The organism is Paenibacillus sp. lzh-N1, assembly GCF_002872435.1.
In the GTDB taxonomy this organism is placed as follows: domain Bacteria; phylum Bacillota; class Bacilli; order Paenibacillales; family Paenibacillaceae; genus Paenibacillus; species Paenibacillus polymyxa_C.
Genome location: NZ_CP025696.1, coordinates 3,641,647 through 3,657,389 on the forward strand (window position 1 = coordinate 3,641,647; position 15,743 = coordinate 3,657,389).

General features: G+C 44.9%; 15 protein-coding genes. 12 read left to right on the top strand and 3 right to left on the bottom strand.

The genetic code is table 11. From position 1 onward, the window contains the following. Positions 1–85 precede the first annotated feature (85 nt). Complete coding sequence (locus C0638_RS16605) at positions 86–316, top strand: hypothetical protein (protein ID WP_013372124.1); 231 nt, start codon at positions 86–88, stop codon at positions 314–316. A gap of 57 nt (positions 317–373) precedes the next feature. Here the strand turns inward: C0638_RS16605 and C0638_RS16610 are convergent, their stop codons facing one another. Next, positions 374–2,254 carry a S8 family peptidase gene (locus C0638_RS16610; RefSeq protein WP_058711718.1) on the bottom strand — a complete coding sequence of 627 codons (1,881 nt, stop codon included), beginning with the start codon at positions 2,252–2,254 and terminating at the stop codon, positions 374–376. A gap of 186 nt (positions 2,255–2,440) precedes the next feature. Here C0638_RS16610 and C0638_RS16615 point away from each other — a divergent pair, with 186 nt between their 5' ends. The 6 genes from C0638_RS16615 (at position 2,441) to thiI (ending at position 7,195) form a co-directional block, all read left to right on the top strand. Beyond that, the gene (locus tag C0638_RS16615; RefSeq protein WP_025677687.1) at positions 2,441–2,947 is read left to right on the top strand and encodes a YpuI family protein; all 507 of its coding nucleotides are present in this window, start codon (positions 2,441–2,443) and stop codon (positions 2,945–2,947) included. 189 nt (positions 2,948–3,136) lie between these two features. Then, positions 3,137–3,364, top strand: coding sequence for a DUF1540 domain-containing protein (locus C0638_RS16620; protein ID WP_013372120.1), 228 nt, complete (start codon positions 3,137–3,139; stop codon positions 3,362–3,364). A gap of 41 nt (positions 3,365–3,405) precedes the next feature. After that, positions 3,406–3,801 carry a hypothetical protein gene (locus C0638_RS16625; RefSeq protein ID WP_058711719.1) on the top strand — a complete coding sequence of 132 codons (396 nt, stop codon included), beginning with the start codon at positions 3,406–3,408 and terminating at the stop codon, positions 3,799–3,801. Positions 3,802–3,964: 163 nt separating this feature from the next. Next, positions 3,965–4,663: a lytic transglycosylase domain-containing protein gene (locus tag C0638_RS16630; RefSeq protein WP_040103319.1), complete on the top strand. Its 699-nt coding sequence runs from the start codon at positions 3,965–3,967 to the stop codon at positions 4,661–4,663. A gap of 155 nt (positions 4,664–4,818) precedes the next feature. Beyond that, on the top strand, positions 4,819–5,967 hold the full coding sequence (locus C0638_RS16635) for a cysteine desulfurase family protein (RefSeq protein WP_040103320.1): 1,149 nt from the start codon (positions 4,819–4,821) through the stop codon (positions 5,965–5,967). 1 nt (position 5,968) lies between these two features. Next, positions 5,969–7,195 (top strand): tRNA uracil 4-sulfurtransferase ThiI, encoded by a 1,227-nt coding sequence (thiI, locus tag C0638_RS16640; RefSeq protein WP_058711720.1) that lies wholly within the window; start codon positions 5,969–5,971, stop codon positions 7,193–7,195. A gap of 71 nt (positions 7,196–7,266) precedes the next feature. Here thiI and C0638_RS16645 read toward each other — a convergent pair whose 3' ends face one another. Further along, positions 7,267–7,962 (bottom strand): TerC family protein, encoded by a 696-nt coding sequence (locus tag C0638_RS16645; RefSeq protein WP_013372115.1) that lies wholly within the window; start codon positions 7,960–7,962, stop codon positions 7,267–7,269. 216 nt (positions 7,963–8,178) lie between these two features. On the opposite strand from C0638_RS16645, the gene C0638_RS16650 reads away from it, so the two are divergent. The 5 genes from C0638_RS16650 (at position 8,179) to C0638_RS16670 (ending at position 14,447) form a co-directional block, all read left to right on the top strand. Continuing rightward, on the top strand, positions 8,179–8,838 hold the full coding sequence (locus C0638_RS16650; protein ID WP_016324552.1) for a TerC family protein: 660 nt from the start codon (positions 8,179–8,181) through the stop codon (positions 8,836–8,838). Between the two features lie 162 nt (positions 8,839–9,000). Then, on the top strand, positions 9,001–9,492 hold the full coding sequence (locus C0638_RS16655) for a hypothetical protein (RefSeq protein WP_013372112.1): 492 nt from the start codon (positions 9,001–9,003) through the stop codon (positions 9,490–9,492). A gap of 293 nt (positions 9,493–9,785) precedes the next feature. Continuing rightward, on the top strand, positions 9,786–11,627 hold the full coding sequence (typA, locus tag C0638_RS16660; RefSeq protein ID WP_013372111.1) for a translational GTPase TypA: 1,842 nt from the start codon (positions 9,786–9,788) through the stop codon (positions 11,625–11,627). 125 nt (positions 11,628–11,752) lie between these two features. Continuing rightward, a complete protein-coding gene (locus tag C0638_RS16665; RefSeq protein WP_058711721.1) occupies positions 11,753–12,814 on the top strand; it encodes an LCP family protein in 1,062 nt (353 codons plus the stop codon). Positions 12,815–13,115: 301 nt separating this feature from the next. Further along, positions 13,116–14,447, top strand: a complete 1,332-nt coding sequence (locus C0638_RS16670) for a PhoH family protein (RefSeq protein ID WP_013372109.1) — start codon at positions 13,116–13,118, stop codon at positions 14,445–14,447. Positions 14,448–14,505: 58 nt separating this feature from the next. Here the strand turns inward: C0638_RS16670 and C0638_RS16675 are convergent, their stop codons facing one another. Continuing rightward, a complete protein-coding gene (locus C0638_RS16675; protein ID WP_058711722.1) occupies positions 14,506–15,591 on the bottom strand; it encodes a coiled-coil domain-containing protein in 1,086 nt (361 codons plus the stop codon). Positions 15,592–15,743: the final 152 nt, after the last annotated feature.

Consider the following 15,743-nt stretch of genomic DNA (forward strand, 5'->3'; position numbering starts at 1 on the left):
ATAATTGTATTAGGGGTTAAACATCCAAGCACAGCATATGCCTCCTTAATATGCTGTACTAATTCACCGAAAGGAGTTGCACATTATGAGTCATTGTCATTACGACCCGGTCGTGTGCCCGCCGATCCAATTTGTAAATCATCAATTTTACCCACAGGTGGTACCTGTTGTTCATCCGATTGAGATCATCAATCAGGCGCATGTTATACCTGTGCCCCACCACGTATTTCCGGTGGTTGTCAAGGATCCTGGTGACCCATGCTGTCATACACGCAGTCATGGAAAGCGACCTGTCCGTACCAGTTCCAAGCGTTAAGAAAACCTAAAAAAGCAGCCATGGAGCAACATGGCTGCTTTTTCCAAAAGGGGTATCCTAGGCTTCCAGTTTCTTTAATATGGATTTCAACTTGTCACTGAAATGCTGTGGATAGAATTGCAGGGGAACATAGGGACGTTGTGCTGCTTTCAATGCTTTATACACGTCGATTTGACCATACCCAAAATATTTGTCATGCCCTGGTGTGCCCAAATCAATTACGCTGTCTCTCATTAAATCCATTACCTCTTTATTGGTTAGATCAGGGTTAACGGATCGAATCAGGGCAGCTAACGCTGATACATGTGGACTGGCCATTGAAGTACCCGATAGTGCAGCATATTGATTCCCAGGATACGTACTGGCAATACTTGCACCTGGAGCCATGACGTCCACATAATCGCCGTAGTTAGAAAAGGATGCGCGGTGCATAGAAGAATCTGTAGCGGAAACAGCAAATACTTCAGGGTACGCTGCTGGATAACCAGGTCGCTCCGTATTATCATTGCCTGTGGCTGCAACTAATACAACATCTTTGTCATAGGCATATTTGATCGCATCATGTAAAAATGAAGCTTGTGCATAGTTGCCCAGACTCAAATTGATGACCTTGGCCCCGTGATCAGCTGCCCATATAATACCTTCTGCAACCGAGTAAGTTGTACCGGAGCCAGATTGGTCAAGTACCTTGATCGGCATGATCTTGTTGTACCACGTCATACCGGCGACTCCCTCACCATTATTTACGAGCGCAGAAATGATGCCCGCGACATGCGTTCCGTGACCGACGTCATCATAAGGCTTTTCAGACGGGTTTACCACGTTATGCCCAGAAAGAATTTGACCTTTTAGATCAGGGTGATCCAAATCCACTCCTGTATCTACAACCGCGACAATTACATCTTTGCTGCCTTTGCTTAGTTTCCAGCCTCTGTTGGTTTCGGTAGCAGGCAGGTTCCATTGATAGCGAGAAAAGAGCAGATCATTAGGAATAGAGCTGTCGGCATTGATAGGTGCTTTCTCATTGGTTAGATACATATAGTGAGGCTCAGCATAAAGCGGGTTCCACTTTTGTGAAAAGTATTGCTTTAGCTCTTTAAAGTTCATTTTATCCGAATGAAATACATAAGTATAACCAAGTTTACGGCCTGGTTCACAGTGCAAATCTGCTGTAATTTCCTTCAATTGTCGTGAATCAGGATTGTGACGGAAGCGAACGACAATTTCGTTTTCAAAATAATGGCTTGCATTTTCGTTGTCGTGACCCGTTTTGACCGTGATATCGTGCAATGTGTCGGGATGTACGGATTCGATTTTGTAGCTACCTTCTTTTGGATAGGGAATTAAACGCAAATTTTTGCGCTGATGCTTCTCCACGTCACGCAATACTTGCTGACTGACCAGGGCAGCAACGCCGCATGTTCCATCAGCCGATGGTTCAGCCATGATGAAATATTTACCGCCCTCAACTTGAAAAGCAGCCGATTCATAGGATTTATTTTGCATGACGGAACGACGAGCCGCAGCCAAGCTGCTTTGAATTTGAGGGTGGTTCAGCAGACTTGTCTGTGCTTTGTTGCCTGTGTAGGTGTTAGTCTTTCCGTCCCTAATGTGAATCCACTGGAGCGTATGAAGATGACTGTGTGATTGCTGCAATGTGTGGGTGAACTGTCTTTTCTGATTGGCAGTTTTACCATTCAGCTCCCGCATTACGTATTGAATATCTTGTCTTGCGTCCATCCGTGTGAGGGTATCCGTAGCGGACAGGTCCAAAGCCAACATTCCTTTTTTAAGCTGCTTCTCCTGCTGTGGTACCATCTTGGTCGTATATTCGGGCTGTGGTGTTTGGCGGTGATCGCGTGAAGGTAGCATCAGTGTGATCAGAAGCACCCCGGCAGCTGCTCCGAGCAGGGGGTTTAACCATTTTGGCCGAGACATGAAACCGTCCTCCTTGAGTATTCATAAATTTATGGTTTAGCGTGAGGAGATTGGCATGTTTTTATACCTTTCAATGCTTATTTGTGGTAGGATAAATACTGAAAATTACAGCTCTTTCGGTTAGAAGGGACTATTTTCGGGTAACCAAATTGATGAACAAGCAACAAATAAGGGGGAGCTGCCTTGATGTCAGCAGTCAACGTACAAAAATTATGTGAGTCGGCGCAGGAAAGACTGAAAACTGCCGTGAAACGTGTGGAAACATTCCTCAATGAGCATGCTCTGCCGCAACTGGCTGTGGATGGTAATGAGGAGTCCGTACTTTTTTACAAAGGTTTTTTGTCGGATCTCCGCCATGTCCTTGTTTTTTCCGAAGTATCCTATGAAAAGCTGGGTGTGGCTTTGCGCCGTGCCAACTTTGACGTCGATTTTGCGGAAAAGGCATTGTATAACGTATACCATGACTGCGTGAACAGCTTTTTTTATCCCAAAAATGAAACTTACGCAGAGGACGGACGCTATGCTTATACGGGACAAGATGCTATCCGCTTCCGTAAAACGCCAGTGCCAGCCGCCCGCGAAGTGATCATGGACATTACGAAAAACTTTGAAGAATTGCGTGATGATCTGACTTATTATGAAAGTGATTATTTGACACAGCGCCGGATGCAGACTCGTCGTACTCATGCCTAAAGCATTCAATCCAAGAAATTCATTTCTAATCAAAAACTAAAACAAGACAAGCAAGCCGTTTTCTACTTGTTTCCTGCCAGTTTGGAGGAGGCGAAGGGAAGCGGCTTTTTTCGTATGTCACCAACTGCCATGTGCCATGAACGCATAGGTGCAGGGGAGCGGGGGGACAATGAATCCGAGGTGATGATCATGAGCCAAGAGGCCAAGCCAATCGTAAAATGCAGCGTAGCCAATTGCCATTATTGGGGAGAAAACAACTTTTGCAAGGCAGATTTGATCATGATTGAAGTAGATGGTCATGCCGGGAAAAAATTTAAAGAAGAATATGCGGGGGAAAGCTTTAGTTCAGATGAACGTGATAAGGCTGCAACGTCTGCCGCAACCTGTTGCCACACCTTTAAGCCGAAGTCTCTGTAAATGTATAACACGATTCATTTCCATTTGGAGGTGCAGTTATTATGGAAGATCATGAAAACGATAAGCCTAAGAATGAAGAGCATGTTAGCCGTGAACGTGTAGATTATCCTCGTCATGTTCAGGAACGCTCTGCCAAGCGCCGCCATCATCGTGAGGAATATGCAGCAGAGGTTGCTCCTGGCTCGCCAGTTGTGACCAGACATGAGAACAAGGGTGAAGAGCAGGTTATTAACAATAGTGGTCGTATTTCCGGCTATATTGGGCTGGCTGCAGGTATCGCATCATTGTTTATGTGGTCTATTGTGCTGGGACCCATTGCAGCAGTTTTAGGATTTTTTGCTTATGTAAATGGCAGTAAAACAACCGGTATTTGGTCGATTGGTCTTGGCGCACTAGCAACATTGAGTTATTTTGCTTTTATCCCATTTGTGCGCTAACCCTGTTGGTTAAAGGTTCCGGTATCTTAGCTCCGCTGTCTTTTCGACAGAAACGGAGCTTTTTTTCATTAAAAAGTATGGAAGTACATAGTAAAAAGTTGTATCATAGCAATAACGACAAGCTATTTGGGATATAACAACTATAGAAAGTTGGGAACACCACATGCAAATTGATCCGCGCGTGTCCAAATCCATGTTAGACATGCAGCTGTTAAATAATATGAGTGCTACGACCCAGACGGGTACAGCGGATGCTTTTTCTGGATTGCTGGAACAAGTAGGTCAGCTGGAAACAGATAATGCTGTCACTCGAGAAAATTCAGGCGATGTTACCAGAGATGAAAACGGTTTGCTCTGGCTTCAACTGGGACCATCGAGGGGAACGACTTCGTCATTGGCAGTCTATCCTGCTTCTTCCAATACGGCAACGGATGGACCTACAAAAGCTACAGCGTATGATAGTTTGATTAATGAGGCAAGTCAGAAATACGGCGTCCCGGTAGCTTTGATTAAAGCAGTTATTGATACGGAATCTTCATTTAATCCATCGGTTACTTCTTCGGCTGGAGCCAAAGGACTTATGCAGTTGATGGACGCTACAGCTCAAGGTTTGGGAGTTAGTGACCCCTATGATCCTGCACAAAATATTGATGCTGGCGTACGCTATTTGTCTTACCAGATTAAACGTTTTAACGGACAGGAAAATATGGCGCTGGCTGCATACAATGCAGGTCCCGGACGGGTGCAGCGGCTTGGCGTAAGTAGTGATGAGCAGTTGATGTCTGTACTGGACAAGCTTCCGGTAGAAACGCAAAGATATATTACCAAAATTCAGAATGCACGTGAAAAATATACCATCTAAGCCCTATAGCTTATAGCATAAAAGTGCGTAATTTCAATTCGATTAGGTCCGCAGACAGGATCAATATGGGGAAAGGGTGTCGCTGTAATGAAGCGGCCTTTCTCTGTTTTGGTCTTTTTTTGTTGTAACAGTTGTGGGGCAGAAAGGGGAGTTTAATGAAATATTTTGATTATGCCGCGACAACTCCGCCTTTTGAAGAGGTGATTACAACCGTTGCCGAGGTAATGAGACGACATTATGGCAATCCGTCTTCCATGCATCGGTATGGAGAGGATGCGGATAAGTTGATCAAGCGCTCGCGCGAAGTATGCGCTGCAGCTTTGGGAGTATCTCCTGCGGAGATTGTCTTCACATCCGGGGCAACGGAAAGCAACAATCTTGCCGTTAAGGGGGCGGCTTTGCACTATCAGACCAGAGGCAAGCATATCGTGACTGTGTCGACAGAGCACCCGTCTGTGTACGAAGCTTGCAAACAGCTGACAAATTTGGGTTTTGAAGTTACTTTTTTACCTGTGGATGAGAAAGGTCATGTTAGTGCCGAACAGGTTTGCGCAGCTGTTCGTAAAGATACGATTTTAGTCAGTATCATGCATGTCAATAATGAGACAGGAAGGGTGCAACCGTTGCGAGATATCGGAGTTGCGCTGAAAAAGCGCTTCCCCCGTGTTCTATTTCATATTGACGGTGTACAGGGATTTGGCAAGTTGCCGGTTGATCTCCGGGGCTGGCAGGCTGATCTGTACAGCCTTTCGGCGCATAAGCTGCGTGGACCCAAAGGTGCTGGATTGCTATTCGTTCGGGAAGGCGTAGAGCTTTTCCCATTGCTTAGTGGTGGCTCTCAGGAGCAAGGGGTTCGTGCGGGTACCGAAAATGTACCACTGCTTGTCGGTATGTCCAAGGCAGTACGGCTGGCGGGCGAACGACAAGCAGAGACTGCACGGCGCATGATCGAGTGGAGAGAACGGGTGGCCGCAGAAGTGAAAACAATCCCACAACTGCGGCTGAACAGTGGGAAAGAAGCGCCGCATATTGTCCACTTTTCGTATCCGGGCATGAAGGCCGAGGTACTGCTGCATACGCTGGAGCAATTGGGTGTGGCAGTGTCCACCAAATCGGCTTGCTCTTCAAAATTAGCCGAGCCCAGCCGGGTACTGTTGGCGATGGGCCGCAATGAGGCGGAAGCAGCCGGCGGCATACGTATCAGCTTTGGTGATGAACATACGGAACAGGATATCGACGAGCTCATACTTGCGCTTCGACAGGCTGTAGCCAAGCTGGAATCCCTTGAAAGGTGGAAACGTTAAAATGCACTATGATATGCTTTTACTTCGCTTCGGCGAATTTACATTAAAAGGGAAGAATCGCGCTCGTTTTGAGAAGGCTGTACTGAAACACGTAAAGCTGCTGCTTAAGCCTTTTCCAGGTGCTTCGTTGCGCAAGGAATTTGGACGGATTTATGTAGTTCTCGGAGGAGAGCCTTATGAACAGATCATTCAAGTGTTGCAAAAGGTGTTTGGCATCACGACGATTAGTCCTGTCAAAATGGCTCCTGTTGAGCTGGATGCTATCATTGAGACGGCTGTAGCTTTAATGCATGAGCTGAACGTAGACGAGGGAACGACATTCAAGGTAAATGCCCGCAGGGTATGGAAGGAATTCCCCCATTCTTCACAAGAGTTGAATCATTTAATTGGTTCTCCTATTTTGCGGACGTTTCAGGCATTGAAGGTCGACGTGCGTCAACCTGATATTGAGCTACGTGTGGAGGTAAGAGAGCAGGCGGCATATATTTTTAGTGATGTTATTATGGCTGTAGGGGGCTTTCCGTTAGGAACCAACGGCAAAGCTATGCTGCTGCTGTCCGGTGGAATTGACAGTCCGGTAGCAGGATGGTCATCCATGCGCAGAGGCTTGGAAATCGAATGTGTACATTTTTATAGCTATCCGTTTACAAGTGAGCGTGCGAAAGAGAAGGTTGTTGATTTGGCAAAAGTATTAGCAGGCTATGCAGGCCGAATCAAAATCCACCTCGTACCGTTTACAGAGGTGCAGACGGCTTTTACACGCACTGGGCAGGATAATTTAATTATCACGCTAATGAGACGGTCCATGCTGCGAATTGCAACGATGCTGGCAGAGCGTGAAGGAGCGCTGGCACTCGTGACGGGCGACAGTCTGGGCCAAGTTGCTAGTCAAACGCTATCCAGCATGAATGTGATTGGTCGCTCAACGGAACTCCCCTTGCTGCGACCTCTCGTTATGATGGATAAGCAGGAGATTACAGAAATCGCTAAGCAAATTGGCACCTACGATTTATCCATTCTCCCGTATGAGGATTGTTGTACATTGTTTGTTCCCAAATCTCCCACGACCAATCCGAATTTGTGGGTAGTTCAGAAGATTGAAGCTTCTATTCGGGATTTAAATGCTTTGATCGATCAGGCTGTAGCTACAACGGAGACGGTTGTCCTTGAGGCAGGTGGAGCTGTAGAGGGGCGTAAAGAGGAAGTTATACAGGAAGATTGGTTTTAATAAAAAAGGCAGACCCGCAACAATGTTGGGGTCTGCCTTTTTATTTGGGTGGGGTCCTTTTGAAACCTCTTTTAGACAGCTTTTTCTCGACGGGATACTGCTCTGCGATTTTGAAGATATCCTGTGAGCAAAATGCCAGCCATAACGGTGGCAATAAACAAGATACGCAGCGCCGGATGCTCCGTAAAGTATGGTGCCAGCTTACGTTCTTCAGTGATCATATTAGAGGCCGTATAACCAAGCACCGCCGATCCTAAATAGATAATCCAGGGGAATTTATTGATCAGCTTGATAAAAAGAGTGCTTCCCCATACAACGATCGGCACACTGATTAACAGGCCCAGCACTACAAGTAGCAAATGCTGCTGGGCCGCCCCAGCAACAGCAATAACGTTGTCCAGACCCATTGCTGCATCGGCGACAATAATGGTGCGGATAGCCCCCCATAGAGTTGTTCCTGCTTTAACTTCGGCATGATCCTCTTGGTCCACGAGCAACTTATACGCGATCCAGACTAGCATCACACCCCCGATGAGTAACAACCACGGTACTTGAAGTAACCAGAGGACTACAATAGTGGCTGCTATGCGGATGAGCAGGGCACCCCCGGTGCCGTATAGTATCGCTTTTTTTTGCGTTGCAGGAGGCAGCTTTCTGGCGGCAAGCCCAATGACAATCGCATTATCTCCTGCGAGCAGAAGGTCAATAAATATCACATTAAGCAGTAGCCAAAAGAACTGAAGTACGGACATGTCAATCGTTCTCATCTCCCTGATTAAACATCCTCAAAACATTGCATGTTGTTCATGTTAATACCCGTTTTTCGGAAATACGATTCATTATATTGCTGTTTGTTATTGAATTCAAGGTTTATACTCAACCCAATTGCCATTAGTTATTACTAAATTATGACTTATTCGAAAAGCTTGCAAGCATAGCCTCGTCCGATTTCGCATACATGTAGGATGGGGGTGTTTGTACATATGGAGCATGTCATTTTGCTATTGAAAATATTAATGATTAATTTGGTGCTAAGCGGTGATAATGCAGTTGTTATAGCCATGGCGAGCAAAAACTTGCCTGCAAGGCAAAGAAGTCAAGCGATATGGTGGGGGGCTGTCGGCGCGGTCCTGCTGCGCTGTGTGTTGACTTTTGTAGCTGTCATTTTGCTGGGCATACCCTTTATTCAGGCGGCGGGCGGTTTACTTCTGTTATGGATTGCATTTAAGCTGCTGTATGAGAATGATGATCATGTGGGAGTAAGAGCGGAAACAACCATATGGAAAGCAATACAAGTGATACTATTAGCAGACTTTGTGATGAGTCTAGATAACGTATTAGCTATTGCAGCTCTAGCCAATGGGGACATTGCTATTATAGTCATTGGTATTGCAATTAGTATTCCGATTGTCGTCTGGGGCAGCAACGTGATAGCAATCTGGCTTCATCGGTTCCCGATCCTTGTTCTGCTGGGATCTGCCATCCTGGCCTTTACGGCGGGAGAAATGCTACTGCGTGATCCCAAATTGGGCATATGGTTAGCAGACTTGGGTGAGGTTATACATGCATGGTTACCGGTCTTGTTGGCAGCAGCAGTTGTCATTGCAGGAATATATCGGCAGCTACGGCCCCGTCATATTTGAACGTGGTTTTTTTGGAAAACATCGGCTAAACTAGACATAGGGTTTTGCAGATGCCGAGGATTCAACTCGGTTTTTGTAAAAATTCTATATTCATAAAAGTGTACTTGAAAACAACTACATTTAATGACTCAAAAACAAATCCAGCAAACAAAGGAGACCACGATGAATTCCGGAAAAGAGCGTATGATCGGAGTAGGCATTGTTGCCGTAGGACTGATTATTTTGTTGGGGAAATTGGGGATGTTCTCCTTCTTGGGACGAAACCTTTGGCCCTTGCTGATTTTAATACCTGGAATCGTGCTACATGCAATGTATATGATGCGTAAAGTATCACCCTTTATGTTGCTGCCGGCAGGGATTTTGTCGGTATATGGCTTCCTCTTTTTTCTCTGCAATACTTGGGGATGGCATTTAATGGGCTACTTATGGCCTTTGTTTCTTCTAGGTGTGGCGATTGGATTATGGGAGTATGCCATTAATGATATTTCGCTTTCTCGTAATGTATATACAGGGAGCGTACTATTAGGCTTGATATCGGTGCTATTATTGATTATTACCTTGCTAAGTACAGGCATCATGTATATTATTGCCGTTTTACTGATCGGAGCTGGAATCTGGTTGGTCATAAACAACCGTAGCAAACGCAACTGGTAAACCGACAAGCTGTGCAGATTTCATGGCGGTAAATTACGGAACGGGCAATAATGTCTTGCTTTATGACATATTTCTACTATAATATAATGGATATGAAAAGAGCGTCGGAATGATTTCTGACGCTTATTTTAAGGTTTTCACGCGAATCGGAGAGAGAAGCTGTCTGTATAAAGCCTGAAACATATAGAAGGCTGGCAGGGAGTGGGCCTAAAGAACGATTGTTAGCCTTGAATGAGCATTGCTTCAGGATAGAGACACTATTTTGATATACGGAAAGGATATGGATACAAACCATGCATGCAAGAGAGAACATTCGCAATATTGCGATTATTGCCCACGTCGACCACGGAAAAACGACACTTGTCGATAAGTTGCTTCAACAGTCCGGAACATTTAGAGAACACGAGGCTGTTCAGGAGCGCGCCATGGACTCCAACGATCTGGAACGTGAACGCGGTATTACGATTTTGGCTAAAAATACAGCTATCACTTACAAAGATTACCTGATTAACATTGTAGATACACCGGGACACGCCGACTTTGGTGGTGAAGTGGAACGGATTATGAAAATGGTTGACGGCGTTTTGCTGGTCGTTGATGCTTACGAAGGCTGCATGCCGCAAACGAAATTCGTACTGCGTAAAGCGCTGGAACAAAATTTGACGCCTATCGTTGTAGTAAATAAAATTGACCGTCCGGCAGCTCGTCCGGCAGAAGTCATTGACGAAGTACTGGATCTGTTCATCGAGCTGGGTGCAAATGATGAGCAATTAGAATTCCCTGTTGTGTACGCTTCAGCACTGAACGGAACTTCCAGCATGGATGCTGAAAAGCAAGATGACAACATGCAAGCATTGTATGAAACAGTGGTAGAGCATATTCCAGCTCCAACTGAGAAAGTAGATGAGCCTCTTCAATTCCTCGTAACACTGATGGACTATAACGAATACCTGGGCCGAATTGCAGTAGGTCGGGTGAACCGCGGTATCATCAAGCAGGGACAAGCGGTCACAGTTATCCAACGTGATGGCAGCAGTAAATCAGCGCGTATTGAGAAGTTGTTCGGCTTCCAAGGACTGAAACGGATTGAAACCGATCAAGCAGGCGCGGGTGACATTGTGGCGATTGCGGGGATTAAGGACATCAACATTGGTGAAACCATTGCCGATCCAAATCATCCTGAAGCATTGCCTGTACTGAAAATTGATGAGCCTACACTGCAAATGACCTTCTTGGTTAACAACAGTCCATTCGCAGGTCGCGATGGTAAGTGGGTAACATCCCGTAAATTGCGTGAGCGTCTTCTGAAAGAACTCGAAACAGATGTCAGCTTGCGTGTTGATGAAACGGATAGCCCGGATGCCTTTATTGTATCTGGACGTGGTGAATTGCATTTGGGAATCCTGATTGAAAACATGCGTCGTGAAGGTTACGAACTGCAAGTGTCCAAACCGGAAGTTATCGTTAAGGAAATTGACGGTAAAAAAATGGAGCCAATCGAACGTCTTCTCATCGATATTCCGGAAGAAAGCATGGGCGCAGTGATGGAAAGTCTGGGCTCCCGTAAAGCCGAAATGGTCAACATGATTAATAACGGTACTGGACAGGTTCGCTTGGAATTCCTGATCCCTGCACGTGGTTTGATCGGTTACACTACAAACTTCCTGACTTTGACTCGTGGCTACGGTGTAATGAACCATGCATTTGACAGCTATGGACCATTTGTTGGCGGTCAAGTGGGTGGACGTCATCAAGGTGTACTCGTGTCCACGGAAAACGGCACCTCTACATTTTATGGTATGCTGGGCGTAGAAGATCGCGGTATTTTGTTCTTGGAGCCAGGGACTGAAATTTATGAGGGTATGATCGTTGGTGAGCACACACGTGATAACGACATTGTCGTTAACATCTGTAAGGAAAAACAATTGACGAACGTTCGCTCCGCAACAAAAGATGATACGGTTAAATTGAAAACACCTGTTATCTTCTCTCTGGAGCAGGCGCTTGAATACCTGAATGATGATGAGTATTGTGAAATCACTCCTAAATCCATTCGTTTGCGTAAAAAGATCTTGAACAAAGGTGAGCGCGAGCGTGCGGAGAAACAACGTAAAACAGCACAAGCAAATATGTAATTCATAGGATTGGTCTTCGGCCACAGCGGCGACGCCCGGAAACGGGATGCGCCGCTGTATGTGTTTTAGGATTGTAAACTTGGAGAAAGCTATATTTCTCAAAACGCAGGAAAAGGTGTTGAAGCATGAGTAATCTTTCGAATGGATTGCCTCCCCGGACACAAAGCGGGAAAAAATCCGCCAAACCGAAAAAAACGAAAAAGAAAAAAAGCTTTTTCAGATCGTTTATGAAGTTTGTCTTATTTCTACTCATTATAGGTATCTTGGCAGCAGGTGGTTATACCTACTATATTTACAATCAGGTAGAGGAAGTTTTGGATACTGGAATCAACAAGGAAGTGCCCAAAACGCAATTGGCTGAGGCTAAGCCTTTGACTATTTTATTGCTTGGAACCGACTATCGCCCTGACCATCCGACTTATTTGTCAGACGTTATTATGGTAGCTACATTGAACCCTAATGCAAAATCGTCTACCATTGTGTCTTTGCCTCGTGATACGCGTCTAGAAATGGATGGGTATAAGCCACGCAAGCTGAATGAGTATTATCCGGTGTTTAAGGCTAGAGAGAAAGAGTCTGGCGAAGTTGCTGAAGAGCAAATGAAGAAGATGATCGGCAAATATCTAAATATTAATATTGATTATGTAACGGTTATTAACTTCCAGGGCTTTAGAGATGTTGTAGATAATCTAGGTGGCGTAGATGTTACGGTTGATAAAAATATGTGTTACCGAGACCGTGCTGATGGCACCGATATTAACCTGACAGCTGGGGCCAAGCATTTGAATGGTGACCAAGCTCTTGATTTTGTTCGCTACCGCAAGTCGAATTGTCGTCCGAGAACAGCTGAATCTGACGACTTTGATCGCAATCGTCGACAAAATCAGGTGCTTCATTCCCTAATTGACCAAATGCAAACCTTTAACGCTTTGACCAAGTTTAGTGCAATTATTAAATCGGTTGATAAAAATATGATGACTGATATTGAGTCACAACAAATGAAAAATATCGTACAAACCTATTGGAATATTTCCAAGCAAAATGTAAAATACAATCCTGTAGCAGGAACATGGCGTAGTCCTTATGTGTACATTGATGAGCAACAGCTCGATTTAGCCAAACAAGCGCTACAAGAGGAATTAGCCAAAAAAGCAAGCGACAGCACTGAAGCTTCTTCCAATTCCTGAGTATGTATCTTTTTGCCCACTTATGTTATACTCGCAGCGAGTAAAGCTCTTATATAGCATAAGGGGGTTGAGGTATGTCTAAATGTAAAGTGAACCCAGTCTAGGTCCAGTGAGCAATCACTGGGCCTTTTGTGTCTAATTTTAAAAATGTACAGGCTCTGAGGCTATCTTCAGCTACACTTTTCGTTGCATTATGCTGCTTTGGGGTTCTTTTTTCAGGGAATCAGCAAGTATTAGGTAGCCGGTGAATAGGTATAGGTATGAAACATGAGATTGTCCACGCCGCTTTGGAGGGGATTTAATGAAGAAAATTTTTGTGCTGGATACGAATGTGCTGCTGCATGATCCGAAAGCCATTTTTACCTTCAAAGAACATGAAGTTGTTATTCCAGCTGTTGTTCTGGAAGAAATCGACTCCAAAAAACGCAACGCGGATGAGATTGGACGGAATGCCCGTAATGTATCGCGATTGTTGGATGGGTTGAGAGAAGTGGGGCATCTTCACAGTGGCGTTCCACTTCCCCAAGGGGGAAGGCTTAAGGTTGAGTTAAACCACCGGAGTTTTTTGAAAGTTCAGGAGATGTTCGGGGAGGTTTCGAACGATAACCGGATTTTGGCAGTCGCCTTAAATTATCATTTGGAAGAGCAGGAGCAATCTGAACCGCGTTCAGTGGTGTTGGTTAGTAAAGACGTATTAGTCAGAATCAAGGCAGATGTATTGGGGCTGCTGACTGAAGACTACCTATCCGATAGAACAGGCGATCCAAGTGAGTTGTACCCCGGATACTCGGCGATACAGGTGCATCCGTCCATCATAGATGAATTTTACTCTAACCGTTTTTTACCAATCAAACCACTGAAGCTACCTTATACGCTGTATCCACATGAATTTGTTATTTTGAAAGATGAAATGGGCACTGGAAAATCAGCACTGTTGAAAGTAAATCAGGAGGCAGAGCGATTAGAACCTTTGTACTTAAGTAACGAATCGGTGTGGGGAATCAGCGCGCGTAATGCTCAGCAGCGAATGGCATTGGAGCTTTTGCTTAATGACGATATCCCACTTGTGACCATTACTGGAAAAGCAGGTACAGGCAAAACGCTGCTGGCGCTAGCGGCGGGGTTGCTTAAAGTAGAGGATGAGCATCGATTTAAGAAACTGTTAATTGCTCGACCTGTTGTTCCTATGGGCAAGGATATCGGTTATTTACCGGGAGAAAAAGATGAAAAGCTTCGCCCCTGGATGCAACCAATCTACGACAATCTGGAGTATCTGTTTGATGCCAAAAAATCAGGCGATATCGACAAAATTTTGATGGGCTTGGGCAGTATTCAGGTGGAGGCGCTCACTTATATTCGCGGACGTTCGATACCTGGGCAATTTATTATTGTCGATGAGGCGCAAAACTTATCCCGACATGAGATCAAAACAATTGTGTCTCGGGTAGGTGAGGGGAGTAAAATCATTCTGATGGGAGATCCGGAGCAGATTGATCACCCTTACCTGGATGCAGCCAGTAATGGCTTGACCTATGTGGTGGAGCGTTTTAAGCAAGAAGGGATTAGCGGGCATATTATGCTGGAAAAAGGAGAACGCTCCAAGCTCGCGCAGTTGGCAGCTGATCTGTTATAACTTTTGATCGTTATTACAAATAATTAAGACCTCGGGAACATCCCGAGGTCTTTTGTTTTTACTTAAAGCTTAATTCGAGCTTAACTTCAAGAATGCCTTTTAAAGCATGTACTTCTGTGGCTTTGACATATGAAATAAGCTGCTGTGGGTAGAAGCCGAGATCAAAATCTTCTTCCAGCTTGTTGCGGGTCGTGTCCGGTAGTTCCAGCCCGTTAAATATCAGTCGATCTACATGAAATAGAATTGCATTTTTCGGTTCATTCTCTACCGTATAGTGACCTTCTACCCTCAATTTCATCGTTCCTTGTTGACCATCTACCACAATCCGATCCTGCACAAAGGAGAAATTGAAGTGATTAAACAATTCATTCTCTGACTTTAAAAAACGGTTAAATTCCTCTTCACGAATGCTTATCGTGATGATTTTTCCATTTGTAACCATGGCTCCTTGCTGGTGTTGAATGAATTGGGGCAGATCCTGCATCGCTTGAGCTAATGCTTTAAAGTGTTTATTTACCTCGTATACCCCTACATTCTCCCAATAAGCTGTCATTTCACCAATTAGCTTGCGTAGGGTTTCAGGGCTATCACTGGCGTTAACGCCGTCATCTACACGCGACTGGAGTTGGAGAATCCGTTTACGTTGTGCCAGTAGGTTTGTTTTAACCGTCTCCAGTTCCGTCGTGGCTTGGGCAACTTGCTGCTCTGTTTTTCGCATAAATTGATAATTGGATTCGTATTCCTGAAGCACATCCTGATCGTGACTAATCAATAATAAGTAATAATCGTACAAAGAGAGAAGTTGCTTTATACTTTTAGCCCCTAGCACTACACTCAGCAGCTTGTCCCTTTCTCCCATATAGTAAGATCGCAGTACAGAACCTGCACGCTCACGTTGTAGGTCCATTTGCTTCTGTTGATCAGCTAGACTACTACGCAGTTCCTGCTGACGCTGTAAAAGAGCCTGCTGCTCCTGACTAATTCGCTCGATTTCATGGTCGATCTCCACGATAGACAGACTATCTTGTAAAATCTGATTTTCTTCAGGAGTGGGAGCGGCCAAAGTAGGACATACATATATGGTAGTCAGCATCATAATGAGGGCCAGCAGGGTACAGATCGCGATTTTTATTCGTTTATTCATTTAGTTTCCCCTTTTATGTATTCCAGAAAAAGACTAATGGTAATGTATATGATCCTTTTTTATTCTTTAACCATTCATTTTATTGTACAGCAGTCAGAGCATGCTTGAAACCCGAAACTGTTTACTTCACGTATGAGTTCTGGCAGAAATGG